Below are 15761 nucleotides of genomic sequence, written 5' to 3' on the forward strand. Positions count from 1 at the left end.
GGCTTCAACCCTCATTCGACCTGCAATAACGGCTTTGTGTTTACCGGTTGAACCGATCCCGTCGCCTGGTCATCGACCAATTCTGCCTCAAGGATGTAGCGCAGCGGCCCGCGTTCGGTGGCATTGAAGGGCCAGCAGGTGGTCAGCACCAGGCGGCGGCCATCGGAGGAGGGATCGATGCCGTTGGCATCCCACGGGGCGATGCGGCCTTCGCCGGCCTTGAAGGTCAATAGTTTGCCGTCGCGGCGAGTGACCTCGATCGTATCGCCGGGCCTTATATATTGCAGCCAGCGGAAGTGCGTGTCGCGATGGGCGGCGATGACGGAGGTGCCTTCCTCGCCTGGTTGCGGCGTATTGGCGAGCCAGGCCGGACCGAAGGCGAGAGCCTCGCCGGAGGCGCCGGAGAGCACGATCGCCTCCTTGCCGAGGCGCGGGGCGCGCACCTTGGCCTCGGTGGTAAAATCCGCCCAGGGCCAGGGTTTTGTTTCTTCGCCCCGCAATTCGGCAGCGAAGGCGCGTTTCAGCAGAACCTGGGAAAGCTCTGCCTTCACCTTCAGCAGGAAGCCGTCACCGATCAGCGCCAGGCCATAGAGGGCAAGGCCGGCGATGGCAAAGGCAATTGCTTTTTCGATCGAGGAAAGGCGCCAGAGGAAGAAACCCTTCTTGTGGCGCATCTTCGGTCGATCATAGGCCGTAGCGGCGGCCATGGCGAGTTCCAGATAGGTCGGAAGCGGCTCGAATTCGGCCGCTTCCTCATTCTGGCTTGCGGAGAGCCTAAAGACCATTTCGCTTGACCCCGACCGCAATAATGCCCTTGAGGCGTCGCCGCCACACGGCAAGCCCGCTTGCCGCCGTCAGCGCCACGAGCAGCATGGTCAGACCGCGGATGATCTGCTCGTCGGCGCGCGTCGCCGTCTGCGGCAGGTTCACGGTCGTGCTTTTTTGCGCGATCATGGTGGCCGCCTTGGCGGTCGGGGCTGCGGCCATCATGTTTGCGATCTCAGGCGACGCGGCGAGCTCCCGTGTTTCGGCCGCAGCCTGCACCGATCCGGGGTTTCCCGTCGGCGTAGCCGAGCCATGGCGCTCCGTGCCGCCAAGAGGAGCAGGGGTTTCGCCGAGGACCTTATCAAAGTCCCAACCTTCCGGCAGGTTGAGCGGCAGCTTGGTTGAGCCGAGTGGCTGGTCGACCGGACGAGACGGAGTGACGTCGACGGCAACCAGGCTGGTGACGCGAGAGACGAGATGATGGGCGAGCGCCACGGTCTCGATATCCTTGTCGAGCGCGGCCGGATCCTGACGTTCATAGGCGCGCGCCTCGAAATCGTCGATCTTGCGCCGCGCCCAGAGCTTGGAAATGCCGTTGCCGTTGGCGGCATTGGCGATATCCATTTCGACGCGCCACGGCTGGTCGCCTGTCTGGCCGATGATCTGCAGCTTGCCGGCGGGCTGATCGTGGGGCAGCTGCGCGGTCAGCACGACCGGCTCGCCGCTGTAGAGGTCCGGCATCGGGTTCGGCGTGATATCCTCGGCCTCGATGCCTTCGAAGGTGGCGGTGATATCGGTCATGGTTGGGTTCTGCAGCTTAGCGAAAAGCTCGCCCATGCGGCTTGCCACCTGATCGGTCGAGCCGATCGCCGTGAAGGTGCCGCGGCCGACTTCGGCGGCCTTGGTCATGAAATAGGTGTTCGGTGCCGAGCCGATGCCGACGGTGAAGACGCGGGCATCGGCTCGATTCGCGGTGATTTCCTCAAAAAGCTGCTGTTCGTTGCCGATCCCACCATCCGTCAGGAATACGACCTGGCGCAACGCTCCGCTTGCGACCGGTCCCTGGTTGCGCAGCGCAGCCTGCAAGGCAGGCAGCATTTCCGTGCCGCCGTCAGCGGTCAGGCCTCTGACATAGGCGATCGCCTTTTCGCGATTGTCAGGGGTGGCTGCGACGAGACCCTTGAAATAATCGGTCATCGTATCGTCGAAACGGATGACGTTGAAGCGGTCGTCTGGGTTCAGCTTGGCAATGGCAAGCGCCAGGCTCTGCCTTGCCTGCTCGATCGACGGGCCGGACATCGAGCCGGAATTGTCGATGACGAAGACCACCTCGCGTTTTGCCGGCGGCGCTGCCGTATCCGGGGCCGTGGGCGGAGTGACGAAGGCGAGCAGATAGGTCTTACCATCAATCACTTCGCGGAAGAGGCCGGCACTCGGCATCTTGCCAGGAGCGGCCTTCCAGGTGAGTTCAAAATCCTTATCGGCGGGAACGGTGTCCGCCTTCAGGCTGATCGTCCTCGCCTGGTCGCCGTCCTGGCTGATATCGACCGCGTGGAACGAGGATTTGACGTCGCCAAGCGCGAAGCCGGCTTTCAGGTTGACTGTCAGCGCGACTGGATTGATCTTGGCGTTCTCACGCGGATCAAGCAGGGAGGCTTCGATCTTGTCCCGGTTTTCCACGGGGTCGCGCGGCGTGGCAAAACCGGCGCCGTTGTTGAACTCGACGGTCTGGACGATCGGCGCCGGATTGTAGCGCGGGGCGACGACCATCGGGAAGCGCAGGGAGAACTCGCCGCCCGACTGGTGGATCGTCTGCTGGTATTCGATCTGGACGACGATGGTTTCGCCGGGACCGATATTGGCGACCTGGTTGGTGAAGATGTTCGGCCGCTGCTGTTCGAGCAACGCCGTCTTCTTGCCCTCGGCCTTGGCCTGCTCGTAGATCTCGCGGGCTTCCTGGCGCGGCTTGATCTGGCCTTCGATGAAGCGTTCGCCGATCTGCATTTTCAGCGCGTCGACGGCGGAACTATCCGGCAACGGGAAAACGTAGGTGCCTTCGACCCAACCCTGGCTCGGATTCTGGAAGCGCTGCGTCACCTTCACCCTGGCGATCGGGCCGGAGACATCGATGGCGACATCGGTCTTCAGCCGCGGCGCTTCGACATAGAAGCCCGGCTCCTTCGACGGAAAGAGCAGCGAGCCGCTGTTAACGTCGTTCGGCCGGACAAGAGCCGCGAGTTGGCCGGATGCCGGCTGTGCATCGGCGCGAGCGGCGGAGGCAAGCCCCAGCATCGCGGTGATGCAGGCGGCAAAAGCGGTGATGGCAACGAGACATGAAATGGAGATCCGACGCATGCGCATGCGCCTGATGGCAAACTCATCTTCCAGAAACATTGGCATACCCTCAATAACCAATTTCGGATGCCGGATGATGCGGCTTCGATCTCGGCGCGCTCGCGACGGAATTGCGGCGTGGCGCGGCATTTGTTGCGGCTTATTCATGGCAATGGCCGAATTCGACGATGCCACTGATTTCAGGGGATAAATCCGGACGACCTCAGAGATTGATTCAAGATCTGCGCATGGTGTTTCAACCACGTGACATAGGCCTCTACGAAGGGGGCGGCGTGCTAGACAGCCGGTGCGGCGAACCGATCAATAAGAATCATGCCACCATGACGCCTTTCCGCTTGAAATGCCGTCATACATTGGACATAGAGCTAACCGCAGAACTCCGGTCCCGGCTTTCTGCCCGTTTCAACCATTAGGACCGTTATCATGGCTTTCCTTGCCGATGCTCTTTCCCGTGTGAAGCCTTCAGCCACCATCGCCGTCTCCCAGAAAGCGCGCGAGCTGAAAGCAAAAGGACGTGACGTCATTGGTCTCGGCGCAGGTGAGCCGGATTTCGATACGCCCGATAATATCAAGACGGCCGCCATCGACGCGATCAACCGCGGCGAAACGAAGTACACGCCGGTCTCCGGCATTCCCGAGCTGCGCAAGGCGATCGCCGCCAAGTTCAAGCGCGAGAACGGCCTCGACTATTCCTGGGAGCAGACGATCGTCGGCACCGGCGGCAAGCAGATCCTTTTCAACGCCTTCATGGCAACGCTGAATCCCGGCGACGAAGTCGTCATCCCGGCGCCTTACTGGGTTTCTTATCCTGAGATGGTGGCGCTGTGCGGCGGCACGCCGGTTTTCGTTTCGGCTACCCAGGAGCATAACTTCAAGCTCCAGGCGGCCGATCTCGAAAAGGCGATCACGCCGAAGACCAAGTGGTTCATCTTCAACTCGCCGTCCAACCCGACGGGGGCGGCCTATACGCAGGACGAGCTGAAGGCGCTGACGGATGTGCTGATGAAGCATCCGCAGGTCTGGGTGCTGACCGACGACATGTACGAGCACCTGACCTATGGCGACTTCAAGTTCGTCACGCCTGTGGAAGTCGAGCCGAAGCTTTACGACCGCACGCTGACGATGAACGGCGTCTCCAAGGCCTATGCGATGACCGGCTGGCGCATCGGCTATGCGGCCGGTCCGATCCAGCTCATCAAGGCCATGGACATGATCCAGGGGCAGCAGACCTCGGGTGCGACGTCGATCGCCCAGTGGGCGGCTGTCGAAGCGCTGAACGGCACGCAGGACTTCATCCCTGAAAACAAGAAGATCTTCGAAGGCCGTCGCGATCTCGTCGTGTCGATGCTGAACCAGGCCAAGGGCATTGTCTGCCCGGTGCCGGAAGGCGCCTTCTATGTCTATCCGTCCTGCGCCGGCCTGATCGGCAAGACGGCGCCGTCGGGCAAGGTCATCGAGACGGACGAGGATTTCGTTTCCGAGCTTCTGGAAACGGAAGGTGTTGCCGTCGTTCACGGTTCGGCCTTCGGTCTTGGCCCGAACTTCCGCATCTCCTACGCGACTTCGGAAGAGCTGCTCGAGGAAGCCTGCCGCCGCATCCAGCGCTTCTGCGGCGCTTGCAAGTAAGCGGCTTACTGTAACGCCGATTGAGGGCCTGCCGGTGACGGCGGGCCTTTTTCAATTGCGCTGACATTGACGATGTAGCCGCATGTAGCTACATTTGACATCATGAAAACCGTCTCGATCCGCGATGCGAAGAACCGCCTGACCGAACTCGCCCGTGAGGTTGAGGAAGGTGAAACCATTGTCGTGACACGCAACGGCCGGCCGGTGTTCGATCTCGTGCCGCATCAAAAACGCGGCGGTTTGAACCTGGAGGCCGGCGAAGCCTATCTTCGTTCCAAGGGTATCACCCGCACGGAGATGTATATCGCCGACGACTTCGACGATCCTTTGCCGGAAGATTTTCTTCTCAAGCCGCTGCCGTGATCATGCGTCTGCTGCTTGACACGCACATGGTGATTGCAGTTGCCCAGAAGAAACTGGCGGAGCGTTTTCCGCGTGTCGAGCGGGTGCTTTCGGACGGTGCCGCCATCGGTTTCGTCAGCGTCGCCAGCCTCTGGGAAATTGCCATCAAGACAAGGCTTGGAAAATTGCAGCCCGGATTGCCCCTCGAGACCATTCCCGTTTATCTCGGGGAGACCGGGCTGACGATCCTGCCCATCGATATCGCGCACGTCATCACCGCCGCCAACCCCGAGCCGGAGACGCGCGATCCCTTCGATCGCTTGCTGCTTGCGCAATGCAAGGTCGAGGGGCTGCAGCTTGCGACAGTGGACCGGCTGCTCGTCGATCATCCATTGGCGCTGCGGCTCTAAGTTCACGTTCCGATTCAATATGTTCCTCATCTGAATCCGCTTTGCCTTGCAAGTCGTTGAAATCCGATTCAAAACGTGACGCAGAGCGACGGTCCGGCGGGTGATCTGCGGTTGCGGGTTGGCATCAAACCAACTAGATATCCGGCATCAAGTTTAAATTGCCGCTTCGGGGGGCTGGGATTTTGCAGCAGAGTGCCGTGATCGTCTGTTCGGATGTCAACATGCTGCCGGCCGCCTGCTGCACCCTGCTTTCGGTCAAGCGCAATCTCTCAGGTTCCACTGTTGAGTTCCTGCTTCTCGGCATCGACCTCAAGTCGAACGAGATCGCCGAGGTCGGAAATTTCGCGCGGCTGCACGACATGGCGATCAGGGTGCTGCCCTACAATACGCCGGATACGGCGCTGCAAGCGCGGGGTCGCTGGTCGGGGGCGACGCTGGCGCGGCTCTACATGGATCTGTACATTCCCGATCATGTCGAGCGGCTGCTCTATCTCGATGCCGATGTGCTTACGGTTGCGCCGGTCGACGATCTCTTCGCGATGGATCTGCAGGGCAAGGCGCTTGCTGCGGTTGACGACTATGTCATGGCCTTTCCCGAGAAGGCCGGGGCGCGGCAGCGCAAGATCGGCATGGGCCATGGCGGCCGCTACTTCAATGCCGGCGTACTGCTGTTCGACTGGTCCGTCTGCCGGGCGAGGGGGCTTTTCGCCAGGACCCGGGAAATCTTCGAGGAGCGGTCGCATCTGTTCGAGAACAATGACCAGGATGCGTTGAACGTCACGTTCGACCGCGACTGGCTGGTGCTCGATCCGCGCTGGAATACACAGACGGGCCTGCTGCCTTTCGTCGATCGGCCGGCCATCTTTCATTTCACCGGCCGGAAAAAGCCGTGGCAGGCCACCGTGCCCTGGGTGCACCGGCGGATGGCCAATCGTTATGCCGAAGATCTTCGCAACACACCCTGGGCGTCTTTCTGCAGGCAACCGTCGATGACGGACCGAGTGGCGGGCTTCCTCTCGCATGTGGGAAAGCAGATCGGCGGGCTGACGCGGCTTGCCCGGATGCGCGCCTATTTCAGCAACAGCTAGTCGGGCGGACCGCGTCGTCCTTGGAAAGTGCATGTGAGCCGATATGGAAGCAATCCCTAGCGATAACAAGGCTACGACCGCTCCGGACGGAGGCTTCAATTTCTTGACGCCGGAAGCGTGGAAGGCGCTGTTGTCGGGCTATTCCCATGTCGTGCTGGTCGCAAACAGCGAGGCGGTCGATCTCGAACGGCTGCGGAGCGAATTGCCGGAGACGGCGCTCTACGTCTTCTTCAACAAGGTCTATAAGGTGCTCGACGAACCCTTCGTCGGCCATTCCATGCTGGTTGCCCGCAGCGACGTGATGGGCGCCCATATCGTCCATCGGCGCGAAGCGGCGGATGTCTTGCGCTTCTTTGGCGGCGACGATTTCCTCGGCGTCGTCAACATCCGGGTCTCCGTCGAGGAAAATCTCAGCGAAAAGAGCTGCTTCGAAGGCGCTGAGGCCCGTCACCTTGATCTGACACAAATGCTCGCCGATCTCTATCCGATCGGCAAGATCGCGACGAGCGGCTTTGCGGTAGCGCTGTGGCTCGCCGATCTGCAGCTGCCGGGCAATATCCTGCTTGCCGGCTTTTCGGCGAAGCGGAGTGAGAAGTGGAAGGTCTTCGACGTGCACGATTGGACGTTCGAGCAGATCTTCCTGCGTCTCTTTGCGCGCATGGGGTCGATCTCCATGGTGGGCGGCGTCGATGCCAGCCCCTATTCGGCGCTCGCCAAACGGTTTCCTGAGGTGCCGCCGGTCGAGATCGCGATGACTGCGGCCGAGGTCTTGTCGGAGCGGCTCGACAATACGAACAGCCAGATCGACAGGCTGATGTCCGTCACCAAATTCATCCGCGCCGTCGACAATTTCTTTCGGCGGTTCAAACCGAAAACCCGCAAGCAGCGTTTTCTCGATAAGTCGAAGGGATGACTGTCGCAGGCCTTTGCTTACAGGCGTGGGTGGCCAAAAATGCTGTTTCCGATACCAATCAATTCATCTCTCTATACTGGCGATCGAGGTGGACAATGGAACAACAGAACGTCCGAATTTTCGTGGGATTCGATCCCAAGGAAGTGGTTGCCTACCACGTTCTCGTGCAGAGCATCATCGAGAAGTCGTCGATCCCGGTCGAGTTCTCGCCCATTGCGCTCTCCAATCTTGGCGGGATTTTCACCCGCCAGCGCAACGCGCTGCAATCCACGGAGTTCTCCTTCTCGCGTTTCCTGACGCCCTATCTGAGCGGTTACGAGGGCTGGAGCATCTTCATGGATTGCGACATGCTGATGCGTGCCGATATCGCCGAGCTTTGGGCATTGCGCGACGAGCGTTACGCCGTCATGTGCGTCAAACATGATTACCAGCCGAAGATCGACACCAAGTTCCTCGGGCAGGCGCAGACCAAGTACGAAAAGAAGAACTGGTCGAGCTTCATCCTCTTCAACAATGACGAATGCCGCGCACTGACGCCCGACTACGTCAATACCGCGACCGGGCTGCAACTGCATCAGTTCAAATGGCTGGAGAATGAAGAGCTCATCGGCGAATTGCCGGTGACGTGGAATTACCTCGTTAATGAATACGACTACCGCGAAGACGCCAAGAACGTCCATTTCACCGATGGCGGGCCGTATTTCGAGGAATACAAGAACGACGATTATGCCGAGGAATGGTTCGCAGCCCGCGAACGCCTGCTCTTCGCCCAACAGCCCGCCTAAACAGTCTGTTCTTTCCTTCCTCCGCGGGGCGGGAGCCTTCAGAGCCCCAGCGCCGTCAGCATGACGAAGGTGGCGAAGAGGATGAAATGCGTCATGCCCTCGATAGCGTTGGTCTCGCCGTCGTTGAGGTTGATCGCGGCGGCAATCAGCGTGACCGCCACCATCACCGTCTGCACCGGGGTCATCGCCATGATGAAGGGCTGGCCGGTATAGAGCGCGATCGCTTCCATCACGGGCACGGTCAAGATGACCGTCGACAGCGAGGCGCCCATGGCGATGTTGACCGTCGCCTGCATGCGGTTCCTGAGTGCCGCCCTTAATGCGGTCAGGATCTCGGGTGCGGCCGAAATCGCTGCGACGACCACGGCGGTCACGGCGATCGGCGCGCCGCTATCGCGCAGGCCTTCGGTCATGAAGGCCGCCATGAACTCCGCCAGCAGGCCGATAATGACGACGCCGATGAGAATGGTGGCGATCGAGATCGCGGCCGACTCGTCGTCGCCATGCTCGTCGGGACTTTCCTTCTTTCGTTCGGAGCGCGGGTAACTGTAGCTGAAGAAATAGCTGTGCTGGCCAACCTGCATGCGCAGGAAGAGGCCGTAAAGCGCGATCATCGCGGCGATGGTGAAGGCGGAATAATAGTGCCATTTGTCGCTGGGCACGAATTCCGGCACGATCATCGAGATGCCCATCGCGGTGAGGATCATCACGCCGTAGGTCTTGCCGGAATTGTCGTTATAGGGCTGTTCGCCGTGCTTGAGGCCGCCGAGCAGGGCGGCCAAGCCGAGAATGCCGTTGATATCGAGCATCAGGGCCGAATAGATCGTGTCGCGCACCAGCGTCGGCGAGCTTTCGCCACTCATCATGATGGCGAGGATGATGACTTCGACGGCAACGGCCGAGAGCGTCAGGATCATCGTGCCGTAGGGATCGCCGACCTTGACGGCGAGCAGCTCGGCATGATGGGCAACGCGGATCGAGGCGAGCACGATAGTGCCGACCAGGGCGGCGGCGGCAATCAGCGCGACGCCGCGCCCCATCTCGATCACTGCGTGTTCCAAGAGATAGGCGATCGCTGCAACGACAAGTGCGGCGACCAGAAACTTTTCCTCTTTAAGGCGTGACGCGATCCCCAAGCCTCTGCTCCTGTTCAGATTCATACATTTTATTTAAGTCCCTGATTTCGCCTATCAAGAAAGCCGCGGTCGAGTGCCATTTGCAGTCTTGGGCGTTTAATGGAATACTGAATGTCATCGGGGCCGGAAAGCAGATCGCGGCGTCCTCGAATTCTCGTCAAGCGGCCGCGATGATCCGGATCCTGTCCGGAAGCATGCGAATGCGCAACAAGAAGATGAGGAGACGGATGCATGATCAAGGTGGTCTACGAAGTCGTGCCGCATGACGGCGGCTGGGCCTACAGGCTGGGAGGTGTCTATTCCGAGGCATTCCCGACCCATGCCGAGGCGCTCGAAGCTGCACGCATTGTCGCGGCCGAACAGCAGGTCGGCGGCGATTCCGCCGAGATCAGTTGGCAGGACGAGAACGGCAAATGGCATGAGGAATATGCCGAGGGCGGCGATCGGCCGGAAACCGAGGTGGTGGACGGCTTGTGGAAGGACCGTACGGCCGAAGCCTCGCAAGGCATCTGAAGCTAACCATCGCCCGTCAATGCCCGCGCGACGATCGTATCGACGAATTCGCGCTTATGCGCAGTATAGCGGTCGCCGTCCATCCTGAATTCGACTGCCAGCCTGCGTTTGAGCGCGGCATAATCGGCCGCCGCTTGCGGATGCGCGATGAGATAATCCCGGAAAGCCAGCCTGTTTCGATGCGTGCCGTTGCCGGAAGGGCAAAGGTAGACCCGTTCCGCCGGCACCGAACCTCTGGATAAAAACGCCCAGACATCGTCGTCATAGCGGTTGCCGCGCGGCTCGTAGCCTTCGGCCAGAAGCACCCGTGTGGCGTCCTCGATATGCTCGAGGCCGGGAAGAACGATGTCGATGTCGATAAGCGGCTTGGCCATCATGCCCGGTATGGACGTGCTGCCGATGTGATCGATGGCGAGCGCCTGCGGCAGCAAGATTAGAAGCTTGCCGCGGATACGCTGAAAGGCTTGCGGCCATCGCGGATCGCAGGGCACGAGTTCAACCGCATGGTGCTTTGTCATTTGCATCCCGCCGGGGTGCGCGTCCGATAAGACGCGTTAAGGAGGCTCTATTGCTTCGAAATTTGCGCATGATTCTTTGCGAAAATCGATTCTGATTTTTGCGATTATGCGCTGGTCGAATATCGGAGATAGTCCTGAAGCCCCTTGACCAATACGTCAAAGGTAGCGCGGCAGCGCGGCGAAGACTTCAGGCTCTCATGCATCGCCACCCACGTGCCGAGCGGTAGGCTGAAGGCATCAGGCAGGATGTGAACCAGGTCGGGATTTTCGCGCGCGAGTCCTGTCTGGCAGATGCCGATGCCAACGCCGGCACGGATCGCCGAAAGCTGGGCGAGGTTGTTGTCGGAGCGGAAGGAGAATTCGATGCCAGGCACCGCATAGCGTTTCATCACCATACGGACATACGCCGTTTGCCGGTCGAAGCCGATGAGGCGGTGGTTTGCGAGGTCAGCCAGGGTTTGCGGAATGCCGTATCGTTCGAGATAGCGGCGATGGGCGTGAAAGCCGAGCGGGATATCGCCGATGCGGCGCACGACGAGTGCAGTCTGCTGCGGCTCGGCCATGCGCACGGCGATATCGGCCTCGCGGTTCACCAGGTCCTCGATCGTATCGGATGCCGAGAGCTCGATCTGCAATTCGGGATAGGTTTCCTGCAGCGGTCCGAGAATTCCGGGCAGCACTTCGACGGCGATGACCTCACTGGCGCTGATCCTGACCGTTCCAGCCACGCGCTCGCGCTGGCCGGATGCGGTGCGTAAAAGGGCGGCCGTGGTTGCCGCCAGCGTCTCGGCGTAAGGCCTCAGCGCCAGTGCGGCGTCGGTTGGCAGCAGCCCATTCGGCGAGCGGGTGAAGAGTTCGGCGCCGATCGCTAGTTCCAGTGCGTCGACATGGCGGCCTATGGTCGGCTGGGTCAGCCCCAGTTCGCGGGCGGCGGCCGACAGCGATCCCTGTTGGAGCACGGTCAGGAAACTGCGGTAGAAATCCCAGCTCGGTTCGGAGTTCATGTATTTTCGTATAGCAGATGCACTTCTTTCGTCAATTTCGTTTATCTCGCTCTGATGGCATGATCCTCTCATCCAATCGAAGGAGATGATTGTCATGAATAGCGAAATGAAAACGACGGCCCTCGTTCTCGGCGCCACCGGCGGTATCGGCGGCGCGGTTGCCCGCAGGCTGCTTGCGCGCGGCTGGCGCATCCGGGCGCTCAATCGTGATGCCGCCAAGGTGTCGAGGAACGAGCCAGCCTTCGACTGGATGCAGGGCGATGCGATGAATGCCGGCGACGTCCTGAAGGCGGCTGAAGGCGTCGGCCTTATCGTCCATGCCGTCAACCCACCCGGCTACCGCGACTGGGAAACGCTGGTGCTGCCGATGCTCGACAATACCATCGCCGCTGCTCGCGCCGTCGGCGCGCGAATCGTGCTGCCGGGCAACATCTATAATTTTGGTCCCGATGCCCTGCCGACGCCGACGGAAGAAAGCCCGCAGCATCCGACGACGAAGAAGGGGGCGATCCGCGTCGAAATGGAGGAGCGGCTGAAGGCGGCCTCGCAGTCCGGCGCCGGCGCCATCATCGTCAGGGCAGGGGATTTCTTCGGTCCAGGCACGACGGCCAACAGCTGGTTTTCGTCCGGTCTCGTGACCCCAGGCAAGCCCGTCGCCACGATCAGGAACCCGGGTCGGCGCGGCATCGGTCATCAATGGGCCTACCTGCCAGACATGGCGGAAACCATCGTCCAGCTCATCGAGCGGGCCGATCGGCTGCCGCCTTTCTCCGTCTATCATATGGAGGGCTTCTGGGATGCGGACGGCATGCAGATGGCCGAAGCAATCAAGCGCGTCGCCGGCGGCAAAGCAAAGATCGGCGGCTTTCCCTGGTGGATCGTGCCGCTGGCGGCGCCCTTCGTTCCGGTGATGCGGGAGATCAAGGAGATGCGCTATCTCTGGAAGCTGCCGGTGCGGATGCGGAACATCAGGCTTGTGGCCGAACTCGGCAAGGAGCCGCAGACGCCGATCGACGAAGCGGTCAGGACTTCGCTCGTGGCACTTGGCTGCCTGCCCGAATCGCACCATCAAGCCGCGGCAGACCTTATCGGGCACCCGTCGCAGAACGCGGGTTAGCTCTCGAGTTCGGCCAGCGCGATCCGGGCGACCGTCAGGGCGGTTTCTGCCTGCTGAATATTCGGATCACCGAGGAACCAGGCGGCGGAAAGGCCGGAATAGGCGGCGATCCATTGGAGCAGCCGCTTCGGTTCCAGCTTCGCTTCCGTTGAGACGATGTCGAGCTGGCGGCGGAAACGGGCAGGATCGGTGATCGTTGGCAGTTCTTCGTTGGCGAAGATATTGGCGAAATCGAAGCCGCGCTCGCCGTACAGCCGCTTCGGATCGATCGCCAGCCAGCCGCGCGCCTCGAAATCGAGAATGTTGCCGTGATGGATGTCGCCGTGGAGGATGGTGACATCACGCTGATCGGCAAGGAGGACGTTGGCGATCACCGAGCAATCGGCAAACGTGCCGCCATGCTTGCCCGCTGCCGGTTCCAGATCCCGAAACCAGCGGGTGAGAGGGATGGGATCGGGAAGTGGTTTTTCGCGCGGCGCATGCAGCCGTGCCGCCGTGCCGCAGAGGATGCGGCTTGCCTCATCGTCCTCGCCGTTCATTGCCATGGCAAGCAGCGAGCGTTTTCCCGTCGCCCGTTCCAGCAGCACAGCGTCGCCCTCATGGGCGTAGACATAGGCTGCGCCGTCACCGTCCCACCACTGCATCAGAAGAGCGCCGTATCGTTCGTCGATATCTGCCGCGACTTTCAGCATGGCGGGCTTATCCCGCCAGAGGACCGGGAGCAGGCGGCTTGAATGGGTGATGATGGGCTCGCCGTCTGATATTAGCGACCAGCGGTCAAGATAGGGAGCGAACATGGCGGCACCCTACAAAAACCCGTCGAAAATGGAAATCCCGCCTTTCGGCGGGATTCGCGTTCGCGTGTGAAAGCTTCAAGCGACCTTTTCGAGGATGGGATAGTCGATATAGCCCTTGCTGGTGCCGCCATAGAAGGTCGACTGGTCGGGCGTGTTGAGCGGCAGATTGTGTTCCAGGCGCTCGACGAGATCGGGATTGGCGATGAAGGGCTTACCGAAGGCGACGAGATCGGCGCGGCGGCTTTCGACAGCGTCGATCGCCAGATCGCGATCGTAGCCATTGTTGACCATCCAGTCGGCCTTGCCGCCGGCCTCTTCATAAGTCTGGCGCAGTGCCTTGTAATCGAAGGAGGGATTGTCGCCCTGCTTGTAGTCGCGGTCGCCGCCGGTCTGACCTTCGATGACATGGATATAAGCGAGATCGTATTTGGCCAGGCCTTCGACGACATGGGTGAAGGTCGCCTGCGGATTGGAATCGTAGCTTTCGCCTGACGGCGTCACCGGCGAGATCCGGATCGCCGTGCGGCCCGCGCCGATTTCCTTCACCACGGCATCGACGACTTCGAAGGTCAGGCGGGTGCGGTTTTCGATCGAGCCGCCATATGCATCAGTACGGTCATTGATACCGTCGCGGATGAACTGGTCGAGCAGGTAGCCGTTGGCGCCGTGGATCTCGACACCGTCGAAGCCGGCGTCGATCGCCGCACGGGCAGCCTTGCGGTAATCCTCGATGATGCCGGGGATTTCGGCGGTATCGAGCGCGCGCGGCTCGGAGGTGTCGGCAAAGCTGCCGGTGCCGTCGGCATTGACCAGATAGGTCTTGGCTTTGGCAATGCGATTGGTCGCGGAAACCGGCTTGCCGTCGTTCGGCTGCAGCGTCGTGTGCGAGATGCGGCCGACATGCCACATCTGGACGACGATCTTGCCACCGGCTGCGTGAACGGCGTCGGTGACGCGCTTCCAGCCGTCGAGAGCCTCTTTGCTGTAGAGACCAGGCACGTTGGCATATCCCTGGCCCTGATGGGTGATCGCGGTCGCTTCGGTGATGATCAGGCCTGCTGTGGCGCGCTGGCGGTAGTATTCGACGTTGAGGTCGTTAGGAACTGCGCCCGGCGAGCGGTTGCGGGTGAGCGGCGCCATGACGACGCGGTTCTTGACTGATATGTCGCCGACTTTCGTGGGTTCGAAAAGCTTGGCCATGTTGGTCCTTTCTTTTGCGGGAGGATCACTCGGCAGGGGCGAGGGCGGCCCGGCCCCTGGCGGAGAGATAGGTGAGCGCCGTCGCGCCGAGGCCGATCAGGGCCATCAAGGCTGCGGCGAGCGGAACGCGGGTGAGATCGAAGCCGGCGTCGATGACGAGGCCGCCCACCCAGGCGCCGAGCGCATTTCCGGTGTTGAAGGCGCCGATGTTGATCGTGGAGACGAGATTCGGCGCATCCTTGCCGTAGCCGACGACGCCGACCTGAAGCGCCGGCACGGCGGCAAAGCTTGCCATCGCCCAAAGGAAGAGGGTGATTTCGGCCGGGATGAAGAAGCGGCTCGTATAGCTGAAGGCGATCGAAGTGATGGCGACCGCGGCGAAGACGCCGGCAAGCGTTGCGCCGAGCCGCCAATCGGCAAGCTTGCCGCCGACGAGGTTGCCGATGGTCAGCCCGAGCCCGATCAGGAACAGCGTCCAGGTGACGCCTTCCGGTGACACGCCCGTGACGTCGCGCAGCAGCGGCGCGATGTAGGTGAAGAGTGCGAACATCGAGGCGGCGAAGAAAACGGTGGTGGAGAGCGCCAGCCACAGGCGGCCATTCCGCAGGGCTGCGATCTCACGCAGAATGCTGCCGTTTTCCTGCTGCTTATCCTTGGGCAGGATGACGATCAGGCCTGATATGGTGACGATGCCGATGACAGTGACGATGACAAAGGTGGAGCGCCAGCCATAGGCTTGGCCGATCGCGGTGCCGAGCGGCACGCCGAGAACATTGGCAAGCGTCAGGCCGGTAAACATCAGCGCGACGGCGCGGGCCTTTCGGTCTTCGGCAACGAGGCCGGCGGCGACCACCGAGCCGATGCCGAAGAAGGCGCCGTGGCAAAGTGCCGTCACGACACGGGCGATCATCAGCACCCAATAGTCGCTCGCCAGTGCGCAAAGCAGGTTGCCGGCGATGAAGAAGGCCATCAGCGCAATCAGGGCGGTGCGGCGCTTCAGCTTCGCGGTCGAAATCGCCATCACAGGTGCCCCGATCGCGACCGCAAGGGCATAACCGGTCACCAGCCATCCGGCCTGCGGGATGCTGACCGAGAGATCGGCGGCAACCTCCGGCAACAGACCCATGATGACGAATTCGGTGGTGCCTATCGCAAACGAGCTCAAGGCAAGAACGAGGAGGGCGAGAGGCAT

At 61.2% G+C, this 15761-nt stretch carries 16 protein-coding genes; 8 read left to right on the top strand and 8 right to left on the bottom strand.

Translation table 11 applies throughout. From position 1 onward, the window contains the following. Positions 1-11: 11 nt before the first annotated feature. Entirely contained in the window at positions 12-785 is a 774-nt protein-coding gene (locus ACIPSK_RS13195; protein WP_162116542.1) for a class GN sortase, read from the bottom strand. Next, the gene (locus ACIPSK_RS13200; protein ID WP_162116543.1) at positions 775-3159 is read right to left on the bottom strand and encodes a marine proteobacterial sortase target protein; all 2385 of its coding nucleotides are present in this window, start codon (positions 3157-3159) and stop codon (positions 775-777) included. The genes ACIPSK_RS13195 and ACIPSK_RS13200 overlap by 11 nt, the downstream gene beginning before the upstream one ends. A gap of 384 nt (positions 3160-3543) precedes the next feature. Between ACIPSK_RS13200 and ACIPSK_RS13205 the strand changes: the two genes are divergently transcribed. The 6 genes from ACIPSK_RS13205 to ACIPSK_RS13230 all read left to right on the top strand — a co-directional run bounded on the left by ACIPSK_RS13205 (position 3544) and on the right by ACIPSK_RS13230 (position 8284). Further along, positions 3544-4746: a pyridoxal phosphate-dependent aminotransferase gene (locus ACIPSK_RS13205; protein WP_003561278.1), complete on the top strand. Its 1203-nt coding sequence runs from the start codon at positions 3544-3546 to the stop codon at positions 4744-4746. 102 nt (positions 4747-4848) lie between these two features. Beyond that, positions 4849-5109 carry a type II toxin-antitoxin system Phd/YefM family antitoxin gene (locus ACIPSK_RS13210; RefSeq protein WP_011652922.1) on the top strand — a complete coding sequence of 87 codons (261 nt, stop codon included), beginning with the start codon at positions 4849-4851 and terminating at the stop codon, positions 5107-5109. Between the two features lie 2 nt (positions 5110-5111). Then, the gene (locus tag ACIPSK_RS13215; protein WP_170281321.1) at positions 5112-5498 is read left to right on the top strand and encodes a type II toxin-antitoxin system VapC family toxin; all 387 of its coding nucleotides are present in this window, start codon (positions 5112-5114) and stop codon (positions 5496-5498) included. 197 nt (positions 5499-5695) lie between these two features. Continuing rightward, positions 5696-6586 (top strand): glycosyltransferase family 8 protein, encoded by an 891-nt coding sequence (locus ACIPSK_RS13220; RefSeq protein WP_312858810.1) that lies wholly within the window; start codon positions 5696-5698, stop codon positions 6584-6586. 43 nt (positions 6587-6629) lie between these two features. Beyond that, positions 6630-7499, top strand: coding sequence for a 3-deoxy-manno-octulosonate cytidylyltransferase (locus tag ACIPSK_RS13225; protein ID WP_162116545.1), 870 nt, complete (start codon positions 6630-6632; stop codon positions 7497-7499). A gap of 95 nt (positions 7500-7594) precedes the next feature. After that, a complete protein-coding gene (locus tag ACIPSK_RS13230; RefSeq protein ID WP_162116546.1) occupies positions 7595-8284 on the top strand; it encodes a glycosyltransferase in 690 nt (229 codons plus the stop codon). 38 nt (positions 8285-8322) lie between these two features. Here ACIPSK_RS13230 and ACIPSK_RS13235 read toward each other — a convergent pair whose 3' ends face one another. Then, complete coding sequence (locus ACIPSK_RS13235) at positions 8323-9420, bottom strand: calcium:proton antiporter (protein WP_162116547.1); 1098 nt, start codon at positions 9418-9420, stop codon at positions 8323-8325. A gap of 231 nt (positions 9421-9651) precedes the next feature. Here ACIPSK_RS13235 and ACIPSK_RS13240 point away from each other — a divergent pair, with 231 nt between their 5' ends. Continuing rightward, positions 9652-9933: a DUF2188 domain-containing protein gene (locus ACIPSK_RS13240; protein ID WP_017965291.1), complete on the top strand. Its 282-nt coding sequence runs from the start codon at positions 9652-9654 to the stop codon at positions 9931-9933. Between the two features lie 2 nt (positions 9934-9935). Here ACIPSK_RS13240 and ACIPSK_RS13245 read toward each other — a convergent pair whose 3' ends face one another. Further along, positions 9936-10451 carry a GrpB family protein gene (locus ACIPSK_RS13245; protein ID WP_162116548.1) on the bottom strand — a complete coding sequence of 172 codons (516 nt, stop codon included), beginning with the start codon at positions 10449-10451 and terminating at the stop codon, positions 9936-9938. 104 nt (positions 10452-10555) lie between these two features. Then, positions 10556-11455 (bottom strand): LysR family transcriptional regulator, encoded by a 900-nt coding sequence (locus ACIPSK_RS13250; protein WP_017965289.1) that lies wholly within the window; start codon positions 11453-11455, stop codon positions 10556-10558. Between the two features lie 94 nt (positions 11456-11549). Between ACIPSK_RS13250 and ACIPSK_RS13255 the strand changes: the two genes are divergently transcribed. After that, the gene (locus tag ACIPSK_RS13255) at positions 11550-12572 is read left to right on the top strand and encodes an NAD-dependent epimerase/dehydratase family protein (protein ID WP_162116549.1); all 1023 of its coding nucleotides are present in this window, start codon (positions 11550-11552) and stop codon (positions 12570-12572) included. On the opposite strand, the gene ACIPSK_RS13260 is transcribed toward ACIPSK_RS13255, so the two are convergent. The 3 genes from ACIPSK_RS13260 to ACIPSK_RS13270 form a co-directional block, all read right to left on the bottom strand. Next, the gene (locus ACIPSK_RS13260) at positions 12569-13369 is read right to left on the bottom strand and encodes an aminoglycoside phosphotransferase family protein (protein WP_162116550.1); all 801 of its coding nucleotides are present in this window, start codon (positions 13367-13369) and stop codon (positions 12569-12571) included. The genes ACIPSK_RS13255 and ACIPSK_RS13260 overlap by 4 nt on opposite strands. A 75-nt stretch (positions 13370-13444) precedes the next feature. Beyond that, positions 13445-14569 (bottom strand): alkene reductase, encoded by a 1125-nt coding sequence (locus ACIPSK_RS13265; RefSeq protein WP_162116551.1) that lies wholly within the window; start codon positions 14567-14569, stop codon positions 13445-13447. A 25-nt stretch (positions 14570-14594) separates the two neighbouring features. Continuing rightward, positions 14595-15761 carry an MFS transporter gene (locus ACIPSK_RS13270; RefSeq protein WP_162116552.1) on the bottom strand — a complete coding sequence of 389 codons (1167 nt, stop codon included), beginning with the start codon at positions 15759-15761 and terminating at the stop codon, positions 14595-14597.

This window comes from Rhizobium sp. LARHSG275 (assembly GCF_052871115.1).

Bases quoted from the DNA above. Each gene is read 5' to 3' on its own strand.
- ACIPSK_RS13195 (WP_162116542.1), bottom strand. From the start codon at position 785: ATGGTCTTTAGGCTCTCCGCAAGCCAGAATGAGGAAGCGGCCGAATTC.
- ACIPSK_RS13200 (WP_162116543.1), bottom strand. From the start codon at position 3,159: ATGTTTCTGGAAGATGAGTTTGCCATCAGGCGCATGCGCATGCGTCGG.
- ACIPSK_RS13205 (WP_003561278.1), top strand. From the start codon at position 3,544: ATGGCTTTCCTTGCCGATGCTCTTTCCCGTGTGAAGCCTTCAGCCACC.
- ACIPSK_RS13210 (WP_011652922.1), top strand. From the start codon at position 4,849: ATGAAAACCGTCTCGATCCGCGATGCGAAGAACCGCCTGACCGAACTC.
- ACIPSK_RS13215 (WP_170281321.1), top strand. From the start codon at position 5,112: ATGCGTCTGCTGCTTGACACGCACATGGTGATTGCAGTTGCCCAGAAG.
- ACIPSK_RS13225 (WP_162116545.1), top strand. From the start codon at position 6,630: ATGGAAGCAATCCCTAGCGATAACAAGGCTACGACCGCTCCGGACGGA.
- ACIPSK_RS13230 (WP_162116546.1), top strand. From the start codon at position 7,595: ATGGAACAACAGAACGTCCGAATTTTCGTGGGATTCGATCCCAAGGAA.
- ACIPSK_RS13240 (WP_017965291.1), top strand. From the start codon at position 9,652: ATGATCAAGGTGGTCTACGAAGTCGTGCCGCATGACGGCGGCTGGGCC.
- ACIPSK_RS13245 (WP_162116548.1), bottom strand. From the start codon at position 10,451: ATGACAAAGCACCATGCGGTTGAACTCGTGCCCTGCGATCCGCGATGG.
- ACIPSK_RS13250 (WP_017965289.1), bottom strand. From the start codon at position 11,455: ATGAACTCCGAACCGAGCTGGGATTTCTACCGCAGTTTCCTGACCGTG.
- ACIPSK_RS13255 (WP_162116549.1), top strand. From the start codon at position 11,550: ATGAATAGCGAAATGAAAACGACGGCCCTCGTTCTCGGCGCCACCGGC.
- ACIPSK_RS13260 (WP_162116550.1), bottom strand. From the start codon at position 13,369: ATGTTCGCTCCCTATCTTGACCGCTGGTCGCTAATATCAGACGGCGAG.
- ACIPSK_RS13265 (WP_162116551.1), bottom strand. From the start codon at position 14,569: ATGGCCAAGCTTTTCGAACCCACGAAAGTCGGCGACATATCAGTCAAG.
- ACIPSK_RS13270 (WP_162116552.1), bottom strand. From the start codon at position 15,761: ATGCCTCTCGCCCTCCTCGTTCTTGCCTTGAGCTCGTTTGCGATAGGC.